The organism is Amycolatopsis endophytica (genome assembly GCF_013410405.1).
Lineage (GTDB): Bacteria > Actinomycetota > Actinomycetes > Mycobacteriales > Pseudonocardiaceae > Amycolatopsis_E > Amycolatopsis_E endophytica.
This window is the reverse complement of record NZ_JACCFK010000001.1, coordinates 2,910,616-2,936,619: the sequence shown is the minus strand read 5'-3', so window position 1 is coordinate 2,936,619 and position 26,004 is coordinate 2,910,616. Positions and strand designations below refer to the sequence as shown.

Here is a 26,004-nt window from a genome sequence, read left to right as displayed (position 1 = left end):
CCGGCGTCGCCGGTCTCCCCCATCACTCACCACCACAAAACCACCACAGACAGACTTCTCGCGCCGCCCGGTCCGCCGTCACGAGCGGCGTGCTGGTCGAACTCAGCAGGAAGACCTCCATGCTCGCCTTCGCATTGCGCCGGCTGCTCGTGTCGGTGCCGATCCTCATCGTGTCGACGTTCGTCGTCTTCGTGATGGTGTCGCTGTCGGCCAACCCACTCAGCAACCTCATCGCGCGAAATCCGCCACCGCCCCCGCAGACCATCGCGGCCGAGAGGCACCGCCTGCACCTGGACCAGCCGCTCATGGAGCGGTACTGGAACTGGATCACCGGCATCTTCCGCGGTGACTTCGGTCCCTCGGTGAACTCGACCACCGACATCGGGTCCGAGGTGATCTCCCGCTTCGGCGTCACGTTCCGCCTGATCTTCCTCGCGATGGTCATCGCGCTGATCCTGGCGATCGTGGTCGGCGCCGTCAGCGCCGTGAAACAGTACTCCAAGCTGGACTACACGGCCACCTTCTTCGGCTTCCTCTTCCTGTCGATGCCCTCGTTCTGGCTCGCGGTGCTGCTCAAGCAGGCGGGCATCAGCATCAACACGTCGGTCGGTGATCAGGTCTTCTACACGATCGGCGCCAGTTCGATCTACGTGCAGGGCGGGTTCTGGGCCCACCTCACGGACGTGCTGGGGCACATGATCCTGCCGACCATCTCACTCGCGCTGATCTCCTACGCCTCGTGGAGCCGGTTCCAGCGGGCGTCGATGCTCGAAGTGCTCAACAGCGACTACGTGCGGCTGGCCCGCGCCAAGGGCCTGTCCCGCGGCGTTGTGATGCGCCGCCACGCGCTGCGCAACGCCCTCATCCCGCTGACCACGGTCACCGCGCTGGACCTCGCCTCGATCATCTCCGGCGCCGTGGTGACCGAGAAGGTCTTCCAGTGGCAGGGCGCGGGGACGTTCCTGCTGGACGCCATCGCCCAGAGCGACGTGTACGCCGTCGAGGCGTGGCTGCTGATCTCGGCGACCTTCGTCATCCTGTTCAACCTTGTCGCCGACCTGCTGTACGGCGTGCTCGACCCGAGGATCCGCCATGCCTGAGCCTTCGACCACCGAAACCGCCACGACGGCCCAGCTGCGGAACGGCCCGAAGGGCACCGTCGAGCGCGAGTTCACCGTCCAGGAACGCGGCCAGTTCCAGCTCGTCCTGCGCCGGTTCTTCCAGCACCGCCTCGCGGTGGTCAGCCTGATCGTCCTGCTGCTGATCGTGCTGCTGGCCTACGTCGGCGGCTGGCTGTGGAAGTACAACCCCGAGGACATCACCCCGGACAACTCCGAGGGCCCGTCACTCGCGCACCCGTTCGGCACCGACGCGGTCGGCAAGGACATGCTCGCGAACGTGCTGCGTGGTACCCAGATCTCGCTGCAGATCTCGGTGCTGGTGGCGATCTTCTCCACGGTCGTCGGAACCATCTGGGGTGCGGTCGCCGGCTACTACCGCGGCTGGATCGACACGGTGCTGATGCGCATCTCCGACCTGGTGCTCACGCTCCCGCTGCTCGCCGTCGCCGCCGTGCTCGGCCACAACGCCGGTGGCAGCTGGTGGCTGATCGCCGTGGTCATCGCCGGCCTGTACTGGGCCTACGTGTCCCGCGTCGCGCGCGGTGTGGTGCTGTCGCTGCGGGAGAAGGAGTTCATCGAGGCGGCCCGCGCGCTCGGCGCCGGGGACGGGCGCATCATCTTCCGGCACCTGGTGCCCAACGCGCTCGGCTCGGTGATCGTGAACGCGACGATCCTGGTGTCCATCGGCATCCTGCTGGAGACCGCGCTGTCGTTCCTCGGCTTCGGCGTCCGCGCGCCGGACACCTCGCTCGGCCTGCTGGTGAGCAGCGCGCAGACGGCGATCGACACCCGCCCGTGGCTGTTCTACTTCCCTGGCCTGTTCATCATCCTGATCGCGCTGACGATCAACTTCATCGGGGACGGGCTCCGCGACGCGTTCGACCCCCAGCAGACGAAGGTGCGCGCATGACCACGTTCGACTCCCAGACGACGGCCGACCCCGTCCTCTCGGTGGAGGACCTGACCGTCAAGTTCCCCAGCGACGACGGCCTCGTGCAGGCCGTGCGCGGCGTGAGCTACCAGCTGGGCCGCGGCGAGGTGCTGGGCGTGGTCGGTGAGTCCGGCTCCGGCAAGTCGGTCACCTCGATGGCGATCATGGGGCTGCTGCCCCGCACGGCCCGCGTCGAGGGCACGATCAACTTCAAGGGCCGCGACCTGCTCAAGCTCTCCGAGAAGGAGATGACGCGGGTCCGTGGCAGCGGCATCGCGATGGTCTTCCAGGACCCGATGACCTCGCTCAACCCGGTGTACGCGGTCGGCGACCAGATCGCCGAGGCGATCACCGCGCACCACGACGTGCGCAAGGACGTGGCCCGCAAGCAGGCCGTGGAGCTGCTCGACCTGGTCAAGATCCCGAACCCGCAGCAGCGGGCCACGGAGTACCCGCACCAGCTCTCGGGCGGCATGCGGCAGCGCGTGGTCATCGCGATCGCGATCGCCAACCGGCCCGAGGTGATCATCGCCGACGAGCCGACCACGGCGCTGGACGTGACCGTGCAGGCGCAGGTGCTGGACGCGTTGCAGGCGGCCAAGCAGGAAACCGGTGCCGCGATGGTGCTGATCACCCACGACCTCGGGGTCATCGCGGGCCAGGCCGACCGGGTGCAGGTCATGTACGCGGGCAAGGTGGTCGAAGCAGGCACGGTCGACGACATCTTCTACACCCCGCGCATGCCCTACACGCTGGGCCTGCTCGGCAGCCTGCCGCGGCTGGACATCAAGACCGACCGCCTCACGCCGATCGCCGGTTCCCCGCCGTCCGTGGTCAACATGCCGCCCGGTTGCCCGTTCAGCCCGCGCTGCCCGCTGGCCGCCGAGATCTGCGAGAAGGAGGAGCCGTCGCTCGAACCGACGACGGACGGACTGCACGTGTCCGCCTGCCACTTCCGCGACGAGCTGGCCGGCCGCGAACCCACTGACCTGTTCAACCCGACTTCGGTGGACGACGCCGAAGCCGTGGCCGCCGGGGAGAAGAACGAATGAGCCAGAGCGCGGCAGATGTGCTGCCGGAGCAGAACCAGCAGACCCCGGTCCTGTCGGCCCGTGGCGTCGTCAAGCACTTCCCAGTGCGCAGCGGCGGCCTGATCCGGCGCCAGATCGGCGAGGTGCAGGCCGTGTCCGGGGTGTCGTTCGACATCTACGAGCGGGAAACGCTCGCACTGGTCGGCGAGTCCGGCTGCGGTAAGTCGACCACCGCGCGGGTGGTGCTGAACCTGCAGCCAGCCACCGACGGCGAGGTGCGCTTCGAGGGCACCGAGCTGGGCAAGCTGAACCGCAAGGAACTGCAGCGGCTGCGCCGCGAAATGCAGATCGTGTTCCAGGACCCGTACGCCTCGGTCGACCCCCGCATGCCGGTGAACGAGATCATCGCCGAGCCGCTGCGGATCCACGGCCTGTACGAGAAGGGCGGCCGCGAGCGGGTCCGGGAGCTGCTGGCCACGGTCGGTCTGCGGCCCGAGCACGGAAACCGTTACCCGCACGAGTTCTCCGGCGGACAGCGCCAGCGCATCGGCATCGCCAGGGCGCTCGCGTTGCGGCCGAAGCTGCTGGTGCTGGACGAGCCGGTGTCGGCGCTGGACGTGTCCATTCAGGCCGGTGTGCTCAACCTGCTGCAGGACCTGCAGGCGGAGTTCGGGCTGTCGTACCTGTTCGTCTCGCACGACCTGTCCGTGGTCCGGCACATCGCCAACCGGATCGCCGTGATGTACCTGGGCAAGATCGTGGAGACGGCGCCGTCCGAGGAGCTGTTCGAGAACCCCGCCCACCCGTACACGCAGGCGCTGATCTCGGCCATCCCGGTGCCGGACCCGCGCAAGGAACGGTCACGGGAGCGCATCGTCATCACCGGCGACGTGCCCAGCCCGGCCAACCCGCCCAGCGGGTGCCGGTTCCGGACCCGGTGCCCGAAGTTCGCCAACGAGCTGACGGACGCGGAGCGGACCAAGTGCGTGGACGAGGAGCCGCTGCTCGTCGACCGGGGGCAGGGACATCCTTCCGCCTGCCACTACGCACAGGCGAGGCAGTTGATCTGATTTTCGACATCGCGGAAGGGCCTCCGGCTTTCGAGCTGGAGGCCCTTTCTGTGCACGGGTTTTGCGTTACGCGGCTGGGCGCTGCGCGCGGCTTTGCGCTACGCGCGTATCTACTGCGCCGGGCTTCGCTTCGCTACGCCCCGGGCCGAGCGCTTCGCGCCGGCGTTGTCCCTCCCGAACCCGATCTTTCATTGTCTCTGGCGGGGGATCGGGTTGCGGGAGAGGGGTGGCTCGGGGGGTGGGCGGGTTGCGTTGCCGGGTGGCGGTTTGGTGCGTGAGTGTGGGACTCGCCGAACGTGCGCGCGAAATCTGCGTTCCCGTGCGCCGGGGAGAGGGGCTAGCGGCCGCTGCGGGTCCAGTTCACGGCGTTGCCGAAGGGGCCCAGCAGAGGGGGCCCGGCGGTCATGCCGGAGATTCCCTGCCCCGTCGCCAGGGTGTCGGCCAGCTGGAACAGCGGGATGGCCGTGTGCTGGGCCCACAACTCGGGCTCCAGTTCCGCCAGTGCGTCCGCCATCGGCTTCGTTCCGGTCAATGCCTCGTCGATCGTCGTCTGCAGGTTCTCGTCGCAGACGGCTGTCGGGTTGGCCGGGATGACCGCCACGTTCGACGACGGGGTCGACTGGCCGGGTCGGCAACCGAAGCGGGAGGCGAGCACGGTTGCCGCGTCGCCACCGGCCGGGAGCGGGACCACTGCGATGTCGACGCCGACAGCGCCCGCGTTGCCCGCCGACGCCTGCGTGCCCTGGCTCACCGGCAACGCCAGCAGGTTGGCGAACAGGTCACGCGGCTGCGGGTTGAGCGTGTTCACCTGGATGCCCGCCGCGACGAGCTGGTTGCTCAGTTCCTTCGCCATGCTCGCGTACGGCTCCTGCTGCCCTGGCGACGCCACGACGAGCGTGAGCGCCTTGCCGTCCTTGCGCCAGATACCCGCTTCCTTCACATAACCCGCACCGGTCAGCAACGACTCCGCCTTCGCCGGGTCCGGCACGCCGTAGCCCGCCGGAATCGTCGGCGCGTACCCGTCCGCCGAAGGGGGCAGCACCTGCGCCTCGGCCCGCAGGCCGGCCGACGGTCCACCGCCGGCGCCCTCGTCGATCAGCTTGTTGCGGTCCACCAGCGCCGACACGGCCTCGCGGACCTGATCATCGACCAGCGCGCCGTTCGCCGGGCGCAGCAGCACCTCGGCCACGCGTGGGCTCGCCACGGTCTGCAGCTGCACCGAAGGCCCGAGCGCCTGCAACTGGTTCAGACCGGCGCTGTCCGTCCGCGACAGAACGAACTGGTCATTGCCGCTGCGCAGCGCGCCGGCCAGGCCCGTGGCGTCCGACCGGCGCAGCACCAGCTGGTCGACCGCCGCCGGTTTGTCCCAGTACCGCTCGTTGCGCTCCAGGATGATCTCGCCACGCGCGTTGTCCCGCGTCTTGATCGAGAACGGGCCACCGTAGGCGGGGAAACTGTCCTGCAGCGCGCCCTGCCAGCCGCCGGGTGCGTCCTTGAGCAGGTGCTGCGGCAGGAGGTTCGAAAACAGCGTCTGCCAGCCCGGGTACGGCTCCGAGAACTGGACCTGCACACCCTTGCCGCCCTCGCTGGGCTGGATACTGCTGATCAGCCGGTACCCGGCGGGCTGCACGACACCGGGCTGGTCACGCATCGCGTCGGCGAGGTAGACGAAATCCTCCACCGCGATCGGCGCGCCGTCGGACCACGAGGCGTCCTGCCGGATCTGGTAGGTGACCGTGAACGGGTCGGTCGAGGTGACCTCGGCCGAGCGCATCAGCGTCGGGTCCAGCTCGTAGGTTCCCTCGTCGTTCGGCCGGAACACCGACGGCAGCAGCAGCTGCGACAGGGCCGTGGTGATCGTGGACTGGTCGGCGAGGTTGTGCGGGTTGTAGCCGCCGGTGATGTCGTCGACGCCGATGACGATCTGCGACGCCGTCGGCACCGCGGCAGTCGACGACTGGGCCACCGGTGAGGTCACGACCGGCGGTGGCGGGGTGTTGGTGCAGGCCAGCGCGGTCAGCAGCACCGTGACCAGTGCCGCCGCGATACCGCTCTTCCGCACACTGCCTCCCCTGATGAGCCCATGATGGTGTCACAAGGCCTGTAGCCGCGACACCGAGATTGCCAGACCGGCGAGAACCCGCCGTCACCGGATCAGGTACCGCCAAAGGGTTGACGTCGCGAAGCGTGGCCGGGTTCCAGCTGGGCAGAACAAAGGGGACGCCCACCGTGATGGACGTCCCCCCGGTCGCGAGAAGGTCAGCCGCGCGACTTGGCCCGCGAGCGCTCCTTGGCACGCTGGGTGATTTCCAGCGTCACCTTCCGCACACGCACCGCGTTCGGCGCGACCTCGACGCACTCGTCGGCGGCGCAGAACTCCAGCGCCTCCTCCAGGCCCAGCTTGCGCGGGCGCGCCAGGCGCTCCAGCTCGTCACCGGTGGACGAACGCATGTTGGTGAGCTTCTTCTCCTTGGTGATGTTGATGTCGAGGTCCTCGGCGCGCGGGTTCTCGCCCACGACCATGCCCTCGTACACCTCGGCACCCGGCTCGACGAAGAACGTGCCGCGGTCGGCGAGCTGGATCATCGCGTAGGAGGTGACCGGACCGGACCGGTCGGCGACCAGCGAGCCGCTGTGCCGGGTGCGGATCTCGCCCGCCCACGGGTGGTAGCCCTCGAACACGTGGTTGGCGATGCCGGTGCCGCGGGTCTCGGTCAGGAAGTCCGTCCGGAACCCGATCAGGCCACGCGCGGGGAGCACGAACTCGAGCTTGATCCGGCCGGTGCCGTGCCCGCCCATGTCCTCCATGCGGCCCTTGCGCGCGGCGAGCAGCTGCGTGACCGCGCCCAGGTGCTCCTCCGGGATGTCCAGGGTGAGGCGCTCGAACGGCTCGTGCAGCTTGCCGTCGATGGTCCGCGTGACCACCTGCGGCTTGCCGACGGTCAGCTCGAAGCCCTCGCGGCGCATCTGCTCGACCAGGATCGCCAGCGCCAGCTCGCCACGGCCCTGCACCTCCCAGGTGTCGGGGCGCTCGGTGGGCAGCACGCGGATCGAGACGTTACCGATCAGCTCCTGGTCCAGCCGGGCCTTGACCAGGCGCGCGGTGACCTTGTCGCCGCCGTTGCGGCCGGCCATCGGCGAGGTGTTCACACCGATGGTCATCGAGATGGCGGGCTCGTCGACGGTGATCCGGGGCAGCGCCACCGGATTCTCGGTGTCGGCCAGCGTGTCGCCGATGGTGATGTCGGGGATGCCCGCGATCGCGACGAGATCACCCGCCGTGGCCTCCTGCGCGGGCACACGCTCCAGCGCCTCGGTGACCAGCAGCTCGGAGATCCGCACGTTCTGCACGGTGCCGTCCTCGCGCAGCCACGCGACGGTCTGGCCCTTGCGGAGCTTGCCCGCGTGGATGCGGATGAGCGCGATGCGGCCGAGGAAGTTCGACGCGTCGAGGTTGGTGACCAGTGCCTGCAGCGGGCTGTCCGGATCGGCCACCGGCGGCGGCACGTGCCGCAGCAGGGTCTCGAACAGCGGGTCGAGGTTCTCGCTGTCCGGCAGCGCACCGTCGGCGGGTTGTTCCAGGCTGGCCTTGCCCGCGCGGGCGGAGGCGTAGACGACCGGGAGGTCGAGCACCGCGTCCAGATCGGCGTCCTCGATGTCACCCGCGAGGTCCAGCAGCAGGTCGTGGGTCTCCTCGACGACCTCGGCGATACGCGCGTCCGGCCGGTCGACCTTGTTGACCACGAGCACGACCGGCAGACCGGCCTCCAGGGTCTTGCGCAGCACGAACCGGGTCTGCGGGAGCGGCCCCTCGCTGGCGTCGACCAGCAGGACCACGCCGTCGACCATGGCCAGTCCGCGCTCGACCTCGCCGCCGAAGTCGGCGTGGCCGGGCGTGTCGATCACGTTGATGGTGATCGGGCCCTCGTCGGTCTGACGGCGGATCGCGGTGTTCTTGGCGAGGATCGTGATGCCCTTCTCACGTTCCAGCTCGCCCGAGTCCATCACGCGGTCGACGAGTTCGGCGCGTTCGGCGAACGCGCCCGACTGCCGCAGCATGGCGTCGACCAGGGTGGTCTTCCCGTGGTCGACGTGCGCGACGATGGCGACGTTGCGCAGGTCGGTGCGGACCTTCTCGGCGGTGGCTGTGGGCACGCGAGGGCTCCTGAACATTTCGAAGGGATGAATCGCGGGCCCGCTCTGGCATACGCGATCCCCATCAGGATACCCCGTACCACGTTGTGACCAGGGACACGGTAGGTGAACGCTGAGGTCCACCTAACCTGAGGGCGGGCCCCGGAGTCGTGGAGTTGGTGGCGTGGGCAAGAAGGACGCGGACCCGCGCAAGAAGGTCCGCAAGCTCATGAAGGCCGGCAAGGTCAAGAAGAAGTGCTGCCGGTCGAAGCCGCGCTGCAAGAAGTGCCCGGTCCTCGCACTGCAGCGGGCGAAGGCGGACCTGAAGAAGGCTGCCTAGACGGCGAGCGCTTCGTTCACGAGGCGCAACTCGGGCGCCGTCCGGGTGGCGCCGAATTCGACGATCTCGTAGTGGGCCAGATGGTGTTCCCGTAGCGGGTCCGACGCCAGAACCGCCTCGAGTTTGACTCGCGCCATCGGCCGAGTGATGATCACGCAACCGGAATGCGGGGTGCGCCGCCCCGCGGTCAGGAACTCGCCCGACCGGAAGTGCCGGTCCAGCCATTTCGAGTGGTCGGCCAGGTGGTAGTCGACTTCTTCCACCGGGGCCGTGTAGTCGATCAGCACGATGTACATACCTTCACGGTAGACCTGCCGAGGACCCCCGGAAAATGTTTCGCGGCCATGATCCTGTAATTTGCGCGACAGAAGTACACCATTCTCAAGAATTGCTTTTCCGAAGGTAATGGAAATATTGCTTTCGGGCGGGTGCTACGCTGTCCGCATGCGCACGATCGTGACGTTCTGGTGGCCGCCGTCAGGCGGCTCCTCCGACGTGCGCTGACACCCAGCACCCGCGAAGGCCGCCCGCGCAGGCGGCCTTCGTCGTTCCCGGGGCCGTGGCGGGGTGGCCACCGACCTCGAGGAACTCACGATGCGACTCTCCGGGATCACCCCGTCCGGCCACCCCCACCTCGGCAACCACCTGGGCGCGATCCGGCGCTGGGCCTCCGACGGCGGGCCCGGCGACCTCTACTTCGTGTCCGACCTGCACGCCATGACGACCACCCACAACCCGGGCGGGCTGCGGGCGCGGACGAGCGAGATGCTGGCCGTGCTGGTGGCGGCCGGGATCCCGGCCGAACAGGTGTTCGTGCAGTCGGATCTGGCGCGCGAGCTGAGTGCGCTGACCTGGGTCCTGGAGTGCACCTGCAGCTACGGCGAGGCCGCGCGGATGATCCAGTTCAAGGAGAAGGGCAGCGGACAGGCGGGCGTGCGGCTGAGCCTGCTGACCTACCCGGTGCTGATGGCGGCGGACATCCTGCTGCAGGGCGCGGACGAGGTTCCGGTGGGCGAGGACCAGAACCAGCACGTCGAGCTGGCGCGAGCGCTGGCGCGGCGGTTCAACGGCGCCTACGGCGAGGTGTTCACGGTGCCCCGTCCGGTGCTGCCGCCGACCGGCGCGCGGGTACGCGACCTGGCCGATCCGGCACGGAAGATGTCGAAATCGGCGCGGGACGCGGCGGGCGTGGTGTTCGTGCTCGACGAGCCCGACCTGATCCGCCGCAAGGTGCGGCGCGCCGTGACGGATGCCTTCACGGAGGTCGCATACGCGCCGGAGGAGCGCTCCGGGGTCGCGAACCTGCTGGACATCCTGGCCGGCTGCCGGGACGCCCGCCCCGCCGACCTGGCCACGGAGTTCTCGTCTTACGGAGCGTTGAAGGAGGCCGTGGCGGACGCGGTGATCGAGACCCTGCGCCCGATCCGCGAACGAACTGCCGAGCTGCTGGCGGACCCGGGCGAGCTGGACCGGGTCCGCAAGGCGGGCGCGGCGCGTGCGGCGGAGCGCGGCGAGCACCGGCTGAACTCCGCCATGCGGTTGATCGGGGCGGGCACCTAGCGCGGGATGGCCGCTCAGGGCAGTGGTTTCGTGAGCGGCACACCCGCCTCCAGGGCGGCTCGTCGCTGCTGGTGGTCGAACGAACCGAGCACCACATCGACGCCGGGCTCACGCGCCAGCAGGACCGCGACGGCGATGTAGCAGGCGTCGGCGCCGCGCAGTGGGCCGTGGTCCTGGATCAGGCGCACGGCCTCGTCCGTCACCGTCCGGTCCAGCTTGTGCAGCACGATCCCGTCGAGCATCGCGGCCCAGGTGGTCGAGGCGAGCTTGCGCCGCTGCGCGCCGAAGTCCTTCGGGTGCCGCCGGTGGTGCACGCCGAACGCGGCCTCGACCTCGGCCGCGATGATCGCCGGGGCGAGCCAGGTGGCGTCGTCGTTGCGCCACCACCACCGGGCGATGTCGCTGCCCTGCTCGTCGAGGAGCACCTTCGCGGCGAAGGATGCGTCCGCGACGAGGATCACCGGCGGCTGCCCGCGATCACGTCCGTCGTGTCGTCGGCCCCCGCGTGGATCGGCTCTACTTCGACGCGGACCGCCGTCGGCCACACGATGTCGCCCCTGCGGCGCAGTTCCGCGAGAACGTCTTCCTCACCGACGGGCACGACCTTCACGTACGGCTTGCCGTCCTTGGTGATGATGGCCGCCTCACCGGTGCTGACGACCTCTTCGTGGATCGCCGCCATGTCGCGGCGGTAGTCCTTGGTCCCATGCGTCGCCATGGCTGTCCCACTCTCGTGTACCCCCGTAGCAGTCGAGTGTACACCCTCATCGGGCCAGCAGCAGCCGCAGCGCCGGGAGCAGCTCCTGGTCCGCAGGCAGCCAGTCGACGCCGTCCAGGCCCTCCTCGTCGAGCCACCGCAGCGCCTTGTGGTCCAGCGCCTCGGGCCGCGCGCGCTCGTCGGTCAGGGCGGCGGCGAACACGCGGAGCACGAGGCCGGCCCGCAGCGGCACGTCGGGCCCCACCCGCGCGCCGACCGAGACCTCGACGCCGAGCTCCTCGACGCACTCGCGCCGCAGGGCGTCCACTTCGGACTCGCCCGGTTCGACACGGCCGCCGGGCAGCTCCCACAGTCCGGCGACTTCGCGCGGGTAGGCGCGTTGCTGGGCGAGCAGGGATGCGCCCCGCACGATGGCCGCTCCCACGATCACTCTCACGAACCGGAGACGTTACCGCTCGCGCGCCACACGACCTGGAAGCGGGCGCCGCCCTCGGGGGACTCGCCCACCGAGACCGCGCCGCCACGTCGCCGCACCGTCTCGGCGACCATCGCCAGCCCGAGGCCGGTCCCGCCGGACGTGCGCGCCCGGTCGTCGCCGACCCGGTAGAACCGGTCGAACACGCGCTCCCGGTGCTCGGGCGGGATGCCGGGGCCGTCGTCGTCGACGACCAGCCGCACCCGCGAATGCCCCGGCAGCACGGAAACCACGATCTGCGAGGACGCGTACCGGCACGCGTTGCGCAGCAGGTTGTTCAGCACCAGCTCCACTTCGGAATGCGCCGCGTGCGCCCACACCTGCCCGGCCACACCGGTGACACGCACGGGCGGCGATCCCGGCGGCAGCCGGTCCGCGGCGGCGCGGGCCTCGGTCAGCAGCTCGACCGCTTCGGCGGGCGGAAGTTCCCCGGCGTCCGAGCGCGCCAGCGTCAGCAGCCCGTCCAGCAGCGCGGAGAGCCGCTCGGCCTCCTCGAGGATGTCGGCCAGCGTCTCCTGCGCCAGCTCCGGATCGGGGTTGGCGACCGCGACCTCGGCCTGCACGCGGATCGACGCGACCGGCGACCGCAGCTCGTGCGCGGCGTCGCCGGTGAACCGCCGGAGCCTGCGGCTGATGTCCTCTTGGCGCGACAGCAGCGCGTTGAAGTCCGCGGCCAGTGCGCGCAGCTCGTCGTCGGCCTCGGGCAACGGCAGCCGTTCCCCGGTCGGCAACGCCCGGACCGTCCGCCGCATCCGGCTCACCCGCCGCAGCGCGAACCGCACCACCAGCCAGGTCGCGATGGCCGCGAGCACCGCGCCGATGGCCGCCGCGAAGAGCAGCCAGCGCGCCGCCTTCTCGACGGTCAGGTCCTGTCCGAGCAGACCGGTCCCGGCCGCGACGAGGCGCTGTTGCCCGTCCGGCGCGGTCACCACCGAGCCCAGCCACCGCATCCGCGACACCGTGACCTGCTGCCCAGCCTTGAGCGCACGCACGTCACCCGGCCCCAGCCCCGTCGGCCCGCGGCCGTCGACAGGCGTTCCGGCGGTGTCGAGCACGCGCAGGGTCACCCCATCGGGTTGCGCGGGCGTCCGCCCGGCCGAGACGACGGCGGCCGCCGGGTTCAGCGCTGCGGTCAGCTCGGTGTCCACCGACGAGTCCCGCAGCGGCCCGAGCCCCCGCCCGGCCACGATCGCCAGACCGAGCAGGAACGCCAGCGTGACCGCGGCGGCAGGCACCGTGATCCGGAACTGCATGGACCGGCGCTCCCACCACCGTCGGACGAACCTCACCCGGGCAGGACCTCGTCCAGCGCCGCGTCGGAGGCCAGGTAGCCGTGTCCGCGCACGGTCCGCACCAGCGCGCCCGCCCCGACGGCGTCGAGCTTGCGGCGCACGTAACCGACGTAGACCTCGACCACGTTGCGGGTCGCGGCCTGCTCGTCGCCCCACACCGCGCGCAGCAGCTCGTCCTTGGTGACCACCGTCCCGGCCCGTCCGACCAGCACTTCGAGCAGGCTGAACTCACGCGGGCTCAACGCGACCGGATCCTCGTTCCAGCGCACCTCGCGGGTCGCGCGGTCGACCACGAGCCCGCCGATGCGCAGCGGCCCGCGCGTCCCCTCGGCCGAGGCCCGGCGCAGCACCGCGCGGATCTGCGCGACCAGCACGACGAAGGAGAACGGCTTGACCAGGTACCCGTCGGCGCCCAGATCGAGCCCGTCGGCCTGGTCGACCTCGCCGTCCTTGGCCGATACCAGCAGGACCGGCGTCGTGACGCCCTGCGCGCGCAGCGCCTGCAGGACCCGGTAACCGGACAGGCCGGGCAGCATGATGTCGAGCAGCAGCACGTCGAACGACCCGGTCTGGGCCAGCCGCAGGCCGGTGGGCCCGTCCGGGGCGGTGACGACGTCCATGGCCTCCGCGCGCAGCCCGCGGTGCAGCGCCTTCCGCACACCGGGCTCGTCGTCGACCACGAGGATCCGAGGGTTCACAGTTGACAAGCATGCCCGGTTTTTCCTGCTCGGGCGCGCGCTCTCAGCGGTCTCTCAGCATCTCAGGCCGATCTCAGGAGCCGGTTGCGAGTGTTGACGGCGGGGAAAGAGCACACTGGTGCTCGCGACACAGGGAGACACACATGCAGCCGAAGACGAAGGCCATCACCGCGGCGGTCACGGGTTCCGCGCTGGGCGTCGCCGGGCTCGCCTGGCTGGCGATGCCCGCGACGGCGGGGGAAGCGCCGCAGCTGCCGCCGGTCAGCGCCGAGGAACTGGTCCAGTCGGTGCTCACCACCAAGACCCCGGCGCTGAACGGCACCGTCGACGTCGAGAACAACCTGGGACTGCCGGTGTCGAGCCTGCCGGACGGCACGAGTCTCGACATCGACGGCGCGCGGGTGCTGGGCGACGGCGCCGGCAACAGCAAACTGTCCGTCGAGCAGGGCGCGAACGAGCGGACGGTGGTCCGCAACGGGAACACGGTCTGGTCGTACGACTCGAGCGACAACACCGCGACGAAACTGACGGTGCCCGCCGAGGCGCTGCAGCAGCAGTCCGGCGAGTTCGAGGTGAGTGACCCCGCCACGGCCGCGACGCAGCTGCTGGCGAAGGTCCGGGAGAGCAGCACGGTGACGGTCGAGGGCACGGCACGCGTCGCCGGCCGCGCGGCCTACGAGATGGTGCTGACGCCGAAGCCGACCGAGCGCACGCTGCTGCGTGAGGTGCGCGTCGCGGTCGACGCCGAGCAGCGGGTCCCGCTGCGGCTGGCCGTGATGACCTACGGCACCGCCGACCCCGCGTTCCAGGTGGCGTTCAGCGACATCGCGTTCGCGCCGCAGCCCGCGAGCGAGTTCCAGTTCACCCCGCCGCAGGGCGCGAAGGTGACCGAGGAGCAGGCGCCCGCGCAGACGCCGGACCGCGAGGCCGCCAAGGACGCGTTGACGACCACCGGCGACGGCTGGGACACCGTCGTCACCGGAACCTTCCCGGCCGAGTCGCTCCAGCCGCAGCAGGACGGCCGCGGGGAGAGCGTCGACCCGCAGGCCCTGCTGGCGCAGTTCGGCAAGCCGGTCAGCGGCGCGTTCGGCACCGGCTACGTGATCACCACCAAGGTCGTCACCGCGCTGGTCACCGACGACGGCCGGTTCGCCGCCGGTGCCGTGCCGGAGCAGGTCCTCATCGACGCGCTGGGTGCGAAATGACGGAGACGCTGTCGGTGGGTGCCCCGGCCGGGGCACCCACCGCGGGTCCGGCGCTCGCGGCGCGAACCAGGGGGTTGCGCAAGGTGTACCGGACCGCGGTCGCGGTGGACCAGGTCGATCTGGACGTGCCGGAGGGCGCGGTGCTGGGCATGCTCGGGCCGAACGGCTCGGGCAAGACCACCACGATCCGGATGCTGCTCGGCCTGGTCCGCCCGACCGAGGGCGAGGTCGAACTGCTCGGTCACCGGATGCCCGACGCCGCGGGCCGCGCGCTGCCGCACGTCGGCGCGCTGGTCGAGGGGCCGGGCTTCCACCCGTTCCTGTCCGGACGGGAGAACCTGCGCCGGGTCGCGTTCGCCGAACCGCGGTTGTCGTCGGCCGCGATCCCGGGCGCGGTGGACACCGCGCTGGAGCGGGTCGGGCTGACGCACGCGGCGCACCGCCGTTACAAGGGGTACTCGCTCGGCATGAAGCAGCGCATGGGGCTGGCCTCCGCGCTGCTCGTGCCGCGGCGGATGGTCGTACTCGACGAGCCGACGAACGGACTGGACCCGGCAGGCACCCGGGAGATCCGAAAGATCATCGCCGAGCTGCACGCCGAGGGCGTCACGGTGCTGGTGTCCTCGCACCTGCTCGCCGAGGTCGAAGCGACCTGCACGCACGTCGCGGTGCTGCACGACGGCACGGTGGTCGCGCAGGGCGAACTGGACGAGCTGCTGGAATCCGGCTCACCGTCGCTCGAAGTGTCCACACCGGACAGTGAAAGGGCGCTGACGGCGTTGCGGGACAACCGCATCGCGGGCCGCCTGACACCGGATGGTGTGCGCGCGGATCTGACCGCGGCCACCGCGCCGCAGGTGATCGAAACCCTGGTGCGTGCCGGAATCGCGGTGCACGAGGCGAAACGCGCCCGCACCGGGCTCGAGGACCTGTTCGCGCGGCTGACCCAGCGGGACTCCGAAATCGAGGGCCCGCGGGATGTGGACGAGGGGGCGTCATGACGGCGACACTGGACGCGGCGCCGGTGGAGCGGTGGAGTGTGCCGTTCCACCGGCTCTACCGCGCCGAACTGCGGTGGATCTTCCGCCGCCCGCGGACCCTGATCGTGCTGGGTCTGCTGGCACTGATCCCCGTCATCATCGGCATCGGGCTGACGATCGCGGGGGACAGCGCGGGCGGTCCCAGCGGCGGCGGAGGCGGCGACTCGCTGCTTCCCGCCGCGGCTGGCAACGCGCTGGTCCTCCCGCTGGCCGCGCTCGGCTTCACGCTGAACCTGCTGCTGCCGTTGATCGCGGCGAGTTCGGCCGGTGACGCGCTCGCCGGTGAAGCGTCGTTCGGCACCTTGCGGGGGCTGATGCTCGCCCCGGTCAGCCGGGGCAGGCTGCTGATGATGAAGGCGTCGGGGGTCGCCACGTTCACGCTGGCCGCGACGTTGCTGATGGCCGTGGTCGCGATGGCCACCGGGCTGGTGATCAACGGAAACGGGTCGCTGTTCACGTTGTCCGGCAACACGTTGTCCTTCGTGGACGCGCTCGGCCGGGTCGCGCTGGCGGCGCTGTGGGTGACGCTGCAGCTGTGGGCGGTCGCGGCGGTCGCGCTGGCCATTTCGGCGTGCACCGACCACCCGATGCTCGTGGTGGTGTCGATGCTGGCCGGTGTGGTCGTGTCGTCGGTGCTGCTCCTGCTGTCCGCGGTGGACTGGCTGCACCCGTTCCTGCTGCCGCGGTCGTGGCAGGCCATCGCCGACATCCTGCGCGACCCGATCCCGGCCGACCAGCTGGGCGAGGGCGCGATCCGCGCGGTCTGCTACATCGTGATCGGCCTTTCGCTGGCCTACGCCCGGCTTTCCACGAGGGACGGTTAGCCGAGCAGCGCCACGCCGTCGGGGTCGAGGGCGAGGCCGATCTCGTCGCCCGGGTTGACGTCCGCGGACACCGCCGCGACCGCGTCCACCGTTCCCGCCGTCGTCCGGACGGCGAGGCGGACGTGGTCGCGGCGGTGCACCTTGCTCAGCACCTCGGCCGTGTCGCCCTCAGCCAGCCGAAGCCCGCTGGGGCGCAACCCCAGCCGCACCGGGCCGTCGGCCGCCTCGGGCACCACCACCTCACCGAAGGCGCATCGCACGACGCCGTCCGTGGCCTCGCCGTCGATCACCGTGGTCACACCGAGGAACCGCGCGACGCCCTCGTCGACGGGCCGCCGCCACACCTCACGCACGGCACCGGCCTGACGAATCTCCCCCGCCTGCAGCACCGCGACGCGGTCGGCGAGCGTGAAGGCTTCCTCCTGGTCGTGCGTCACCAGCAGCGCGGTGATCTTCGCGCCGTGCAGCACCTCGGCGAGATCAACGGCCAGCTGCTCGCGCAACCCCGCGTCCAGGCCGGAAAGCGGCTCGTCGAGCAGGAGCAGCCGGGGTTCGGGCGCCAGCGCGCGGGCGAGCGCGACGCGTTGCGCCTCACCGCCGGACAGTTCGGTCACGCGGCGCTTCTCGTACCCGGCGAGGCCGACGAGGTCGAGCAGGCGGCGCACCCGCTCGGCCCGGCCGGTCATGCCGTGCATGCGCGGCCCGAACGCGATGTTGCCCGCCACGTCGCGGTGCGGGAACAGCTGCCCATCCTGGAACACCAGCCCGAACCCGCGCTTGTGCACTGGCACGCGGGCGAGGTCCGCGCCGTCCCAGCGGACGCTGCCCGCGGCGATCGGCTCCAGACCGGTGATCGCGCGCAGCAACGTCGACTTCCCCGAACCGGACGGGCCGAGCAGCGCGAGCACCTCACCGTCCGCGATCTCCAGGCCGGCGCCGGACACCGCGGTGAACGAGCCGTACCGCACGGTCAGGCCGGACACGGACAACGCCATGGTCAGAACTCCCCTACCCGGCCGGACGCGAGCCGGTCGATCACGATCACCGCGGCGGCAGTGACCAGCATGAGCAACGCGCACGCCGCGTACGCCATCTGGTTGTTGAGCTGCCCCGGACGCGCGATGAGCGACGCGATCGCGACCGGCAGCGTCGGGGTCTGCGGGCGCGCGAGGAAACTCGTCGCGCCGAACTCGCCGAGCGCGACGACGTACCCGAACCCGGCCGCCGCGACGACGGCGCGGAGGGTCAGCGGCACGTCGATTTCGCGCCACACCCGCAACGGGTTCGCCCCGAGGGTCGCCGCGGCCTGCCTGAGCCGGTCGTCGATCGAGCGCACCACCGGCAGGACGGTGCGAATCACCAGCGGGATCACCACCAGTGCCTGTGCCAGCGGCACCAGCAGCGGCGACGTGCGCAGATCGCCGGGCAGCGCGTCGAGCGTGATGAGATACCCGAAGCCGACGGTCACCGCGGACACGCCCAGGGGCAGCATCAACGCGGCGTCCATCGATTCGCCGACGCCGCGCGCGAGCCGTCCCGGAGCGCGGCGCAGAGCCACGAGCAGCACCGACGCCGACACCCCGATGATCATCGCCAGTACGGTCGCGTCGGTGGCGGTGCGCAGCGAGTTCATCGCCGCCTCCCAGCCGGACACCTGCAACGTGCCGTCGTTGCCGGTGCTCGACAGCGCCCGGTACCCGGCGAGGCTCCAGCCGTCCTCGGTGGACACCGAGCGCACGAGCAGCGCGACGATCGGGGTCAGCAGCAACCCGAGCACGACGACCGCTCCGCCGATCACGGCCCACTCACCGCCGACCGGGCGCCGCGCGGTCTCCCGCCGCGACCGCAACCGCAGCGCGCTCTCCCGGCGCCTGCGCGCGGCCGCGCCGAGCAGCAGCGCGGCGAGCACGGCGGCGATCTGCACGAGCGACAGCGCGGCGGCACCGGTCAGGTCGAGCAGGTTCTCGGTGCGCAGGTAGATCTCGGTCTCCAGCGTCCGGTACCGCGCACCGCCGAGGATCAGCACGACACCGAAACTGGTGGCGCAGAACAGGAACACCACCGCCGCCGCGGACGTGATCGCCGGCATCAGCGCGGGCAGCGTCACCGACCGGAACGCACGCCAGCGGGACGCGCCGAGCGCGCGGGCGGCGTCCTCCGCGCGCGTGTCGAGCAGCGCCCACAGCCCGGCGACCGTGCGGCCGACGACGGCGACGTTGAAGAACGCGTTGGCGAGCACGATCGACATCCAGCCGCCGTCCGTCCACAAGGCACGGAAGGCCAGGCCGACCACCACGGTCGGCAGCACGAACGGGACCAGCACCAGCGTGCGCACGACGGCCACACCCGGCAGCCGGACGCGCGCCAGCAGGAACGCCACCGGCAGCCCGGCGACCACCGCGATCAGCGTCGAACCCGCCGCCTGCGCGACGGTGAACCAGGCCAGCCGCCAGGTCTCGCCCTCGGTCAGCGCGTCGAGCACACCGCCGTCGACGAAACCCAGCCGCAGGATCGCCCCGACCGGCCAGGCGAAGAAGACCACCAGGAACCCGAGCGGCACCGCGGCGAGCGCCGCCAGCCCGAGCCCGGCGCGGCTCACTGGCCGAGCAAGGAGCGCCACTGCTCGATCCACCGCTCACGCCCGGCCTGCACGGTCTCGGCGGGCAGGCTCGCCGGATTCGGCGGCAACGGGGCCGCCGCCGTCCACGACGCGGGCAACGCGACACCCGCACGCGCCGGGTAGACGTACATGTTCTCCGGCACCGTCACCTGGAACTGCTGCGACAGCAGGAAGTCGATCACCTTCTGCGCCTTGTCGGCGTTGGGCGAACCCGCCAGCACACCGGCGTACTCGACCTGGCGGTAGCAGGTGTCCAGCAGCGCCTTCGTGCGCGGCTTGCCGTCGTCGCCGATCTCGGCCGCGGGCGAGGACGCGTAGGACACCACGATCGGCCGCGGTCCCTTGCCGGAGGAACCGGAGAAGTCCTGACTGTATGCCTCCTCCCAGCCCGCGGCGGTGCGCACGCCGTTGTTGCGGAGCTGGGTCCAGTAGCCCTGCCAGTTCTGCTCGCCGTAGCGGGCGACGGTGCCGAGCAGGAACGCCAGGCCGGGCGAGCTGGTCGCCGGGTTCTCCACGACCAGAAGGTCCTTGTACTCGGGCTTGACCAGGTCGTCGTAGGTCGCGGGCTCCGGGATGCCACGCTCGGCGAACCAGGTGGTGTCGATGTTGACGCACACGTCGCCGAGGTCCACCGCGGACAGGCGGTGCTCCGAGTCGACGGCGTAGCGCTGCGGGCCGCGGTCGGCTTCCGGGCTGGTGTAGGGCGCGAAGACGCCCTCGGCCAGCGCGCGCGAGGCGAAGGTGGAGTCGACGCCGAAGGCCGCGTCGCCGATCGGGTCGGCCTTGGTCAGGACCAGCGCATTGGTGAGCGCGCCCGCGTCGCCCTTCTTGACGACGTTGACCGTGATGCCGGTCTGCTGCTGGAAGGCGTCGAGCACCTGCTGCGGCGCGGCGAACGAGTCGTGGGTGACGAGCGTGACGGTCGACGCGGCGTCGTCCGTGTCGTTGCCGGCCAGGGTGCAGCCCGCGGTCAGGGCGGCGACCATGCCGATCAGAACGCCCGTGCGGAATCTCATGACCACTCCTCGCTAGGGCCGGCGAGAAAGGTCGGGCCTCCCTGCGCCGGCATGATCCGGATCAGGTGCGGACGGTCGCGGGACGAACCCGCCTCTCAGCCCGGATCACCGGACTCCCGTGGCAACCGTGCAGCGTACCCGCTGCCGTACCACCATGGAGAACATGGCGGAACTACTCAGCGAAACCGACATCACCGAGGCCCTCAACAAGCTGCCGTACTGGCAGCGCGCGGGCGACGCACTGGAGCGCACGGCCGAACTCGCCGACTTTCCGCAGGCCATCGCCGTGGTCAACCGGGTCGCGGACCTCGCGGAGGGCGCCAACCACCACCCGGACATGGACATCCGCTGGCGCACCGTCACCTTCCGGTGCCGCACGCACTCCGCGGGCGGGATCACCGGGAAGGACGTATCGCTGGCCGAGCAGATCGACAACACGATCGACGCACTGTGATTTAGGGCGAACCGGCAACAGAGCGGCCGGTCCCGTGCGTTGCTCCGGTTGGAGGGAGACGTATGGGAAAGGTTGTCGCGCGACTGGCCGGTGTGTTCGCCGCCGTCGCCGTGTTGCTGGGTTTGCTCGCCGGGCCGGCGCAGGCGGTCGAAACTCCGTCGCCCGCGGAACGGACCAGCCAGGGAAGCGTCGCTGTCGACCCGCCGGGCGAGACGCGGGCCGTCGTCGTCGGGGCGCTGGCGTTCGGGGTGATGATCGTCGCGGCGGGCGGCGTGTTCTGGTACACGGCCCGCCACCGGCAGTCATCGGAGTGATTTAGGTCACACTGTTTCGCGAGCAGTAACAGTAGGGCCTCCGCGTGCGCTGTCACGCGCGAAAGGTCCTGCTCACTCCCGAGGTCGCCATGAACAGTACGCCCGTCATCTCGTCCGTCCAGCGCGCCTGGGTCAACGGTGTGGCCACCGCCGTCGTCCTGCTCGCCGTCCTCGTGCTCGCCCTGCTGGGCTGACAGCCCCGCAGGTCCAAGGCCCGCCGGTGTCCGGCGGGCCTTTTTCCTGCTCTGTTGATCTGTGTCGATGAACACTCGTTGGTGACTTTCCCGTGTCCGATTCGTAATCTGACCGGCGGCCATCCCCCGAACGGCCGGACAAGTCCCCTCCCCGAAAATGGTGATCTTCCGCAATGGTGGGCCGACATAGATCCAAGAAGAAATCCCTGAGAGTTCCACTGGCGATCGGCGTCGCCGCGGCGTTCGTGCTCGGCTTCGCGGTGTGGCTGACCGGCAACTTCAGCCGGCAGGACACCTCCAGCATGGCGGCGCAGATGGCGCCGCTGCCCGCGTCCTCGGCCCCCGCGAGCACGTCGAGCAGCACCCCGGCCCCGCCTCCTCCCCCGGTCACGACCACGACTCCGCCGCCCCCACCGGAGACGACGACCACGTCGGCCCCGAAGTCGACCACGACGAAGCCGAAGACCACGACGAAGGCCGCGAACGCCTGCTCGACGGTCCTGTCCGGCACGAAGCCGCACGTCGCGCAGGTGGGCAACCACGTGGCGGAGAAGTTCGACGTCGACGACATCGGCGGCAAGGCGGGCCGTTCCGGCACGAGCGACCACCCGAGCGGCCTGGCCCTCGACTTCATGGTCGACACCGCGACGGGCAATCAGATCGCCGAGTACATTCTCGCGAACCAGTCGGATTTCAACGTCAAATACGTGATCTGGCGGCAGCGCTACAACGACGGCAGCGGCTGGTCGACGATGGAGGACCGTGGCGGCGCCACGGCCAACCACTACGACCACGTCCACGTGTCCTTCGAATCGAGCGGTTCGGTGTCCGTGACCTGCTGATCCGGTGTTTCTTTCACGAACCGCCCAGGCACCCCCGGCCTGGGCGGTTCGCCTTTTTGCACCGATGAGGTGAACGCCTCGGCTTCCGGCATTCGAGGCGGGTCATGTTCCGTCCCGATGGCTTCCGGCACCGCTCGAACCGTTCCCGCTGGTGGACGGCCTCATCGCGGCCGTCGTGCTCGCTTCGCTGGTCGTCCAGCCGGCGCTGCTCTTCACCGGCGGCGCCGACGCGAACTCCGGACAGGCTGGCGATGCTGTAAGCCTGGGCGCCCGCCTGTGACGGCTGTTCAGCTACTTCACGATCGAAAGCAACCTGATCGTCCTGACGGCCGCCGTGGCGCTGGCCCGGCGCCCCGATTTCGGGGGTCCGTTGTGGCGCGTCGTGCGCCTGGACGCACTGCTCGGGATCCTGATCACCGGGCTGGTGTACGCCATCGTGCCGGCGCCGCAGGTGCACCTCACCGGAGCCGCCCTGGTGGCCACCATCGGTTCCACTACGTCGCCCCGTGGGCGGCGACCGTGGCCGCGTGGCTGCTCTTCAGCCCCTTCCGCGCCCTGACCTGGCCGACGGTGGCGAGCACCTTCGTGTGGCCCGTGGTCTGGCTCATCTACATCTTCACGCAGGGCACCTTCACCGACTGGTACCCGTACCCGTTCCTCGACGTGGTGCGGCTGGGCTTCTGGACAGCCGCACCACACTTCTGGTGGTGGCGCTGGTGTTCGCGGCGCTGTTCAAGGTCCTGGACAGCCGGATGCCGGCAGTCCCGAGATCCGCGCCGCCGCGGACGGTGTCGTCCGATGCGGCTGCCCGCTGAACGAGCGGCGTCCGCCGGATCAGACGTTGAAGCGGAACTCCACCACGTCGCCGTCGGCCATGGTGTAGTCCTTGCCTTCCATCCGGACCTTGCCGGCGGAGCGCGCGGCGGCCATCGAGCCGGCTTCCATCAGGTCGTCGTAGGACACGACCTCGGCCTTGATGAAACCACGCTCGAAGTCGGTGTGGATGACACCCGCGGCCTGCGGCGCGGTGGCGCCCTGCGGGATCGTCCACGCGCGCGACTCCTTCGGGCCCGCCGTCAGGTACGTCTGCAGGCCCAGGGTGTGGAACCCGGCGCGAGCCAGTGCGTGCAGGCCGGGCTCGGTCTGGCCGACCGACTCCAGCAGTTCGCGCACGGACTCCTCGTCGTCCAGCTCCAGCAGCTCCGCCTCGACCTTCGCGTCCAGGAACACGGCGTCGGCGGGGGCGACCAGCTTCGTCAGCTCCTCGCGCTTCGCCTCGTCGGTCAGAATGCCCTCGTCGGCGTTGAAGACGTACAGGAACGGCTTCAGCGTGAGCAGGCTCAGCTCCCGCAGCAACGCGGTGTCGATCTCCTTCTGCGCGGCGAACAAGGTCCGGCCACCGTCGAGGATGTCCTTCGCGGTCTGCGCGGCCTCCAGCGCGGGCCGGTTCTCCTTCTTCGTCCGGGCTTCCTTCTCCAGCCGTGGCAGCGCCTTCTCCAGGGTCTGCAGATCGGCGAGGATCAGCTCGGTGTTGATCGTCTCGATGTCCGACGACGGGTCGACCCGGCCGTCGACGTGCACCACGTCCGGATCGTCGAACACGCGGATGACCTGGCAGATCGCGTTGGCCTCGCGGATGTTCGCGAGGAACTTGTTGCCGAGGCCGGCCCCCTCGGAGGCACCTTTCACGATGCCTGCGATATCCACAAAGGACACCGTGGCCGGAACGGTCTTCGCGGAGCTGAACATCTCGGCGAGCTTGTCCAGCCGCTCGTCGGGCAGCGGCACGACACCCACGTTGGGCTCGATCGTGGCGAACGGATAGTTGGCCGCGAGCACGTCGTTGCGGGTCAGCGCGTTGAACAGGGTCGACTTGCCGACGTTGGGCAGGCCGACGATACCGAGGGTCAGACTCACGGCCCGCAGTCTACGGGGCGGGCACCCGCCCCGGCCCGGCCGCCCGTGCACGCCCATGTCGGATTTCCGCCAGTCAGGCGGCTGACCTGCTGGCAGGATCGAACCCATGACAGCTACCGCCGCACCAGCCGAGCAGGCGCTCTGGCGTGACACCGAGCGCTGCTACCGCGCCGTCACGTCCCGCGACGCCCGTTTCGACGGCCAGTTCATCACGGCGGTGCGCACGACCGGCATCTACTGCCGGCCATCCTGCCCGGCGCTCACGCCACGGCAGGAGAACGTGCGGTTCTACCCGACCGCCGCGGCGGCGCAGGCCGCCGGTTTCCGCGCGTGTCGCCGCTGCCTGCCCGACGCCGTGCCCGGCTCGCCACTGTGGGACGTGCGCGCCGACCTGGCCGCTCGTGCCATGCGGCTCATCGCCGACGGCGTCGTCGAGCGTGACGGCGTCCCCGGCCTGGCCCGCCACCTCGGCTACTCCGAGCGGCAACTCGGCCGGGTCCTGACCGCCGAACTGGGCGCGGGACCGCTCGCACTGGCCCGCGCCCACCGGGCCCATTCGGCGCGGCTGCTCATCGAGCTGTCCGAGCTACCGCTGGCCGATGTCGCGTTCGCGGCTGGATTCACGAGCGTCCGGCAGTTCAACGACACGATCCGCGACGTCTTCGCCCGCACACCGTCCCAGCTGCGGACGGCCGCGTCCGCAGCACGCCGCCGGTCCGGCGCTGCCGACCCCGAGGCGCGCCGCCGGAAAGGCAACACCGGCCCCGAGGCGCGCCGCCCGAAGGGCGACACCGGCCCCGAGGCGGGAACCGCTGCCGGCACGCGCCTGTCCCTGCGACTGCCCTTCCGCCCACCGTTCGATGCCGGAGGCATCCTCGGCTTCTTCGCCGCGCGGGCCGTGCCCGGCGTCGAAGCAGCGGACGAACACAGCTACGCCCGCACCCTGCGGCTCCCACACGGCGCCGCGTCAGTGACGCTGACGCCGCAGGACGGACATGTGCGCTGCGACCTGCGGCTCGCCGACGTCCGGGATCTCGGCGCCGCGGTCACCCGGGCCCGCCGCCTACTGGATCTCGACGCTGATCCCGAGGCCGTCGCCAGAGTGCTGGGCGCCGACCCGGCGCTGGCCCCCGCGGTCGCGGCGGCCCCGGGCATCCGCGTGCCCGGCGCCGCGGACGGCTTCGAGCTCGTGCTGCGCGCGATGCTCGGGCAGCAGATTTCGGTCGCCGCGGCACGCACCGCCGCGGCCAGGCTCACCGCCGCGCTCGGCGATCCGGTTCCGTGGCAGAAGGACACCCTGCTGTTCCCCACCGCCGAAGCGGTGGCAGAACGCGGGCATGAGGTGCTCCGGGGACCGAAGCGCCGCATCGACGCCATCCTGAGCGCTGCCGCCGCCGTCGCCTCAGGCGACATCGACGTGCACGTCGGACGCGACGCCGCCGAGCTCCGCGCCGAACTGCTCGGCCTCACCGGCGTGGGGCCGTGGACGGCCGACTACGTGCTGATGCGCGTCCTCGGCGCCCCGGACGTGCTCCTCACCGGCGACCTCGTGCTCCGCAAAGGCGCGTCCGCCCTCGGCATCGCCGACGACATCCCCGCCCTCACCGAGCGCGCCCAGGCGTGGCGGCCCTGGCGGTCCTACGCCGGCATGTACCTGTGGCGCTCCAGCCAGGCCCGAACCGCATAAGGAGAACCGACATGAGCATCGCCCACTGGTCCACGACCGACACCCGCGTCGGCCCGTTCACCGCGATCGTCGCGGCCGACGGCGCCGTCCTGGCCTCAGGTTGGACAGCCGACCTCGACGAACTGACCCCTCAAATATCCCCCTCTCTGCTCCCGTCCGAGCTTCGCGAGAAGCGTGACCTCGGCGCCGTCAGCACCGCGATCCGCCGCTACCACGAGGGCGAACTCGACGCCATCGACGACATCCCCGTGCGGCAGCGTTCCGGCGAGTTCCTGCAACACGCGTGGGACGTGCTGCGCACGGTGCCCGCCGGGAAACCGGTCACCTACACCGAGTACGCCTCGCTCGCCGGCCGTCCCGCGGCCGTCCGCGCCGCGGCCTCGGCCTGCGCCCGCAACGCCGCGGCGCTGTTCGTGCCCTGCCACCGCGTGCTCCGCATCGGCGGCGCACTGGGCGGGTTCCGGTGGGGCATCGACGTCAAGCGATGGCTGCTCGACCACGAAACCCCTTACCGCGCTTGA

At 70.7% G+C, this 26,004-nt stretch carries 27 protein-coding genes, 1 pseudogene and 1 riboswitch; of the genes and pseudogenes, 16 read left to right on the top strand and 12 right to left on the bottom strand.

Translation table 11 applies throughout. The annotated features are described in order from the left end of the window. The first annotated feature begins 119 nt into the window (after positions 1-119). From HNR02_RS14595 to HNR02_RS14580, 4 genes are read left to right on the top strand one after another with little or no spacing between them, the layout of a single operon-like run. On the top strand, positions 120-1,100 hold the full coding sequence (locus HNR02_RS14595) for an ABC transporter permease (protein ID WP_179773724.1): 981 nt from the start codon (positions 120-122) through the stop codon (positions 1,098-1,100). Beyond that, positions 1,093-2,031, top strand: coding sequence for an ABC transporter permease (locus HNR02_RS14590; RefSeq protein ID WP_179773723.1), 939 nt, complete (start codon positions 1,093-1,095; stop codon positions 2,029-2,031). The genes HNR02_RS14595 and HNR02_RS14590 overlap by 8 nt, the downstream gene beginning before the upstream one ends. Further along, positions 2,028-3,104, top strand: coding sequence for an ABC transporter ATP-binding protein (locus tag HNR02_RS14585; RefSeq protein ID WP_179773722.1), 1,077 nt, complete (start codon positions 2,028-2,030; stop codon positions 3,102-3,104). The genes HNR02_RS14590 and HNR02_RS14585 overlap by 4 nt, the downstream gene beginning before the upstream one ends. Then, positions 3,101-4,153, top strand: a complete 1,053-nt coding sequence (locus HNR02_RS14580) for an ABC transporter ATP-binding protein (RefSeq protein ID WP_179773721.1) — start codon at positions 3,101-3,103, stop codon at positions 4,151-4,153. The genes HNR02_RS14585 and HNR02_RS14580 overlap by 4 nt, the downstream gene beginning before the upstream one ends. A gap of 337 nt (positions 4,154-4,490) precedes the next feature. Here HNR02_RS14580 and HNR02_RS14575 read toward each other — a convergent pair whose 3' ends face one another. Both HNR02_RS14575 and typA read right to left on the bottom strand, forming a co-directional pair. Then, positions 4,491-6,179, bottom strand: a complete 1,689-nt coding sequence (locus HNR02_RS14575; RefSeq protein WP_179775916.1) for an ABC transporter family substrate-binding protein — start codon at positions 6,177-6,179, stop codon at positions 4,491-4,493. A 233-nt stretch (positions 6,180-6,412) separates the two neighbouring features. Beyond that, a complete protein-coding gene (gene typA, locus HNR02_RS14570) occupies positions 6,413-8,326 on the bottom strand; it encodes a translational GTPase TypA (protein WP_218902866.1) in 1,914 nt (637 codons plus the stop codon). A gap of 145 nt (positions 8,327-8,471) precedes the next feature. Here typA and HNR02_RS14565 point away from each other — a divergent pair, with 145 nt between their 5' ends. After that, positions 8,472-8,627: a hypothetical protein gene (locus HNR02_RS14565; protein WP_179773719.1), complete on the top strand. Its 156-nt coding sequence runs from the start codon at positions 8,472-8,474 to the stop codon at positions 8,625-8,627. Here HNR02_RS14565 and HNR02_RS14560 read toward each other — a convergent pair. Continuing rightward, complete coding sequence (locus tag HNR02_RS14560; RefSeq protein ID WP_179773718.1) at positions 8,624-8,923, bottom strand: YciI family protein; 300 nt, start codon at positions 8,921-8,923, stop codon at positions 8,624-8,626. The two genes, HNR02_RS14565 and HNR02_RS14560, sit on opposite strands and share 4 nt — an antisense overlap. 298 nt (positions 8,924-9,221) lie before the next feature. Between HNR02_RS14560 and trpS the strand changes: the two genes are divergently transcribed. Beyond that, positions 9,222-10,187 carry a tryptophan--tRNA ligase gene (gene trpS, locus HNR02_RS14555; RefSeq protein ID WP_179773717.1) on the top strand — a complete coding sequence of 322 codons (966 nt, stop codon included), beginning with the start codon at positions 9,222-9,224 and terminating at the stop codon, positions 10,185-10,187. A gap of 14 nt (positions 10,188-10,201) precedes the next feature. Here trpS and HNR02_RS14550 read toward each other — a convergent pair whose 3' ends face one another. Genes HNR02_RS14550 through HNR02_RS14530 form a run of 5 tightly spaced genes read right to left on the bottom strand, consistent with a single transcriptional unit; the run spans position 10,202 to position 13,370 of the window. Further along, complete coding sequence (locus HNR02_RS14550; protein WP_179773716.1) at positions 10,202-10,648, bottom strand: PIN domain-containing protein; 447 nt, start codon at positions 10,646-10,648, stop codon at positions 10,202-10,204. Further along, complete coding sequence (locus HNR02_RS14545; RefSeq protein WP_179773715.1) at positions 10,645-10,905, bottom strand: type II toxin-antitoxin system Phd/YefM family antitoxin; 261 nt, start codon at positions 10,903-10,905, stop codon at positions 10,645-10,647. Before HNR02_RS14545 ends, HNR02_RS14550 begins: the two co-directional genes overlap by 4 nt. Positions 10,906-10,951: 46 nt before the next feature. Then, positions 10,952-11,341, bottom strand: a complete 390-nt coding sequence (locus HNR02_RS14540; RefSeq protein ID WP_179773714.1) for a (deoxy)nucleoside triphosphate pyrophosphohydrolase — start codon at positions 11,339-11,341, stop codon at positions 10,952-10,954. Next, on the bottom strand, positions 11,338-12,633 hold the full coding sequence (locus HNR02_RS14535; RefSeq protein WP_179773713.1) for a sensor histidine kinase: 1,296 nt from the start codon (positions 12,631-12,633) through the stop codon (positions 11,338-11,340). The genes HNR02_RS14540 and HNR02_RS14535 overlap by 4 nt, the downstream gene beginning before the upstream one ends. A 32-nt stretch (positions 12,634-12,665) precedes the next feature. Next, positions 12,666-13,370, bottom strand: coding sequence for a response regulator transcription factor (locus tag HNR02_RS14530; RefSeq protein ID WP_179773712.1), 705 nt, complete (start codon positions 13,368-13,370; stop codon positions 12,666-12,668). A 143-nt stretch (positions 13,371-13,513) separates the two neighbouring features. Between HNR02_RS14530 and HNR02_RS14525 the strand changes: the two genes are divergently transcribed. Genes HNR02_RS14525 through HNR02_RS14515 form a run of 3 tightly spaced genes read left to right on the top strand, consistent with a single transcriptional unit; the run spans position 13,514 to position 16,439 of the window. After that, positions 13,514-14,575 carry a LolA family protein gene (locus tag HNR02_RS14525; protein WP_179773711.1) on the top strand — a complete coding sequence of 354 codons (1,062 nt, stop codon included), beginning with the start codon at positions 13,514-13,516 and terminating at the stop codon, positions 14,573-14,575. Further along, positions 14,572-15,576 (top strand): ABC transporter ATP-binding protein, encoded by a 1,005-nt coding sequence (locus tag HNR02_RS14520; protein WP_179773710.1) that lies wholly within the window; start codon positions 14,572-14,574, stop codon positions 15,574-15,576. The genes HNR02_RS14525 and HNR02_RS14520 overlap by 4 nt, the downstream gene beginning before the upstream one ends. Continuing rightward, entirely contained in the window at positions 15,573-16,439 is an 867-nt protein-coding gene (locus HNR02_RS14515; RefSeq protein ID WP_179773709.1) for an ABC transporter permease, read from the top strand. Before HNR02_RS14520 ends, HNR02_RS14515 begins: the two co-directional genes overlap by 4 nt. Here the strand turns inward: HNR02_RS14515 and HNR02_RS14510 are convergent. From HNR02_RS14510 to HNR02_RS14500, 3 genes are read right to left on the bottom strand one after another with little or no spacing between them, the layout of a single operon-like run. Then, complete coding sequence (locus HNR02_RS14510; RefSeq protein ID WP_179773708.1) at positions 16,436-17,434, bottom strand: ABC transporter ATP-binding protein; 999 nt, start codon at positions 17,432-17,434, stop codon at positions 16,436-16,438. The genes HNR02_RS14515 and HNR02_RS14510 overlap by 4 nt on opposite strands. A gap of 2 nt (positions 17,435-17,436) precedes the next feature. Further along, positions 17,437-19,038 carry an ABC transporter permease gene (locus tag HNR02_RS14505; protein ID WP_179773707.1) on the bottom strand — a complete coding sequence of 534 codons (1,602 nt, stop codon included), beginning with the start codon at positions 19,036-19,038 and terminating at the stop codon, positions 17,437-17,439. Then, the gene (locus tag HNR02_RS14500) at positions 19,035-20,075 is read right to left on the bottom strand and encodes a thiamine ABC transporter substrate-binding protein (protein WP_179773706.1); all 1,041 of its coding nucleotides are present in this window, start codon (positions 20,073-20,075) and stop codon (positions 19,035-19,037) included. Before HNR02_RS14500 ends, HNR02_RS14505 begins: the two co-directional genes overlap by 4 nt. A 21-nt stretch (positions 20,076-20,096) precedes the next feature. Next, a riboswitch (TPP riboswitch) is annotated at positions 20,097-20,205 on the bottom strand. 33 nt (positions 20,206-20,238) lie between these two features. Between HNR02_RS14500 and HNR02_RS14495 the strand changes: the two genes are divergently transcribed. The 5 genes and pseudogenes from HNR02_RS14495 to HNR02_RS36770 form a co-directional block, all read left to right on the top strand. Further along, positions 20,239-20,529: a 4a-hydroxytetrahydrobiopterin dehydratase gene (locus HNR02_RS14495; protein WP_179773705.1), complete on the top strand. Its 291-nt coding sequence runs from the start codon at positions 20,239-20,241 to the stop codon at positions 20,527-20,529. A 62-nt stretch (positions 20,530-20,591) separates the two neighbouring features. Beyond that, on the top strand, positions 20,592-20,843 hold the full coding sequence (locus HNR02_RS14490) for a hypothetical protein (RefSeq protein WP_179773704.1): 252 nt from the start codon (positions 20,592-20,594) through the stop codon (positions 20,841-20,843). A 367-nt stretch (positions 20,844-21,210) separates the two neighbouring features. Then, complete coding sequence (locus tag HNR02_RS14485; RefSeq protein ID WP_179773703.1) at positions 21,211-21,879, top strand: VldE C-terminal domain-containing protein; 669 nt, start codon at positions 21,211-21,213, stop codon at positions 21,877-21,879. Positions 21,880-22,030: 151 nt separating this feature from the next. Beyond that, a complete protein-coding gene (locus HNR02_RS36105) occupies positions 22,031-22,159 on the top strand; it encodes a hypothetical protein (RefSeq protein ID WP_281377222.1) in 129 nt (42 codons plus the stop codon). Then, positions 22,156-22,500, top strand: a pseudogene (locus tag HNR02_RS36770) (hypothetical protein); the annotation flags it as partial. The gene HNR02_RS36105 and the pseudogene HNR02_RS36770, both read left to right, overlap by 4 nt. Before the next feature lie 213 nt (positions 22,501-22,713). On the opposite strand, the gene ychF reads toward HNR02_RS36770, so the two are convergent. Further along, entirely contained in the window at positions 22,714-23,796 is a 1,083-nt protein-coding gene (gene ychF / locus HNR02_RS14475) for a redox-regulated ATPase YchF (RefSeq protein ID WP_179773702.1), read from the bottom strand. A gap of 106 nt (positions 23,797-23,902) precedes the next feature. On the opposite strand from ychF, the gene HNR02_RS14470 reads away from it, so the two are divergent. Both HNR02_RS14470 and HNR02_RS14465 read left to right on the top strand, forming a co-directional pair. Beyond that, a complete protein-coding gene (locus tag HNR02_RS14470) occupies positions 23,903-25,483 on the top strand; it encodes an AlkA N-terminal domain-containing protein (RefSeq protein WP_179773701.1) in 1,581 nt (526 codons plus the stop codon). Positions 25,484-25,494: 11 nt separating this feature from the next. Continuing rightward, on the top strand, positions 25,495-26,004 hold the full coding sequence (locus HNR02_RS14465) for a methylated-DNA--[protein]-cysteine S-methyltransferase (RefSeq protein WP_179773700.1): 510 nt from the start codon (positions 25,495-25,497) through the stop codon (positions 26,002-26,004).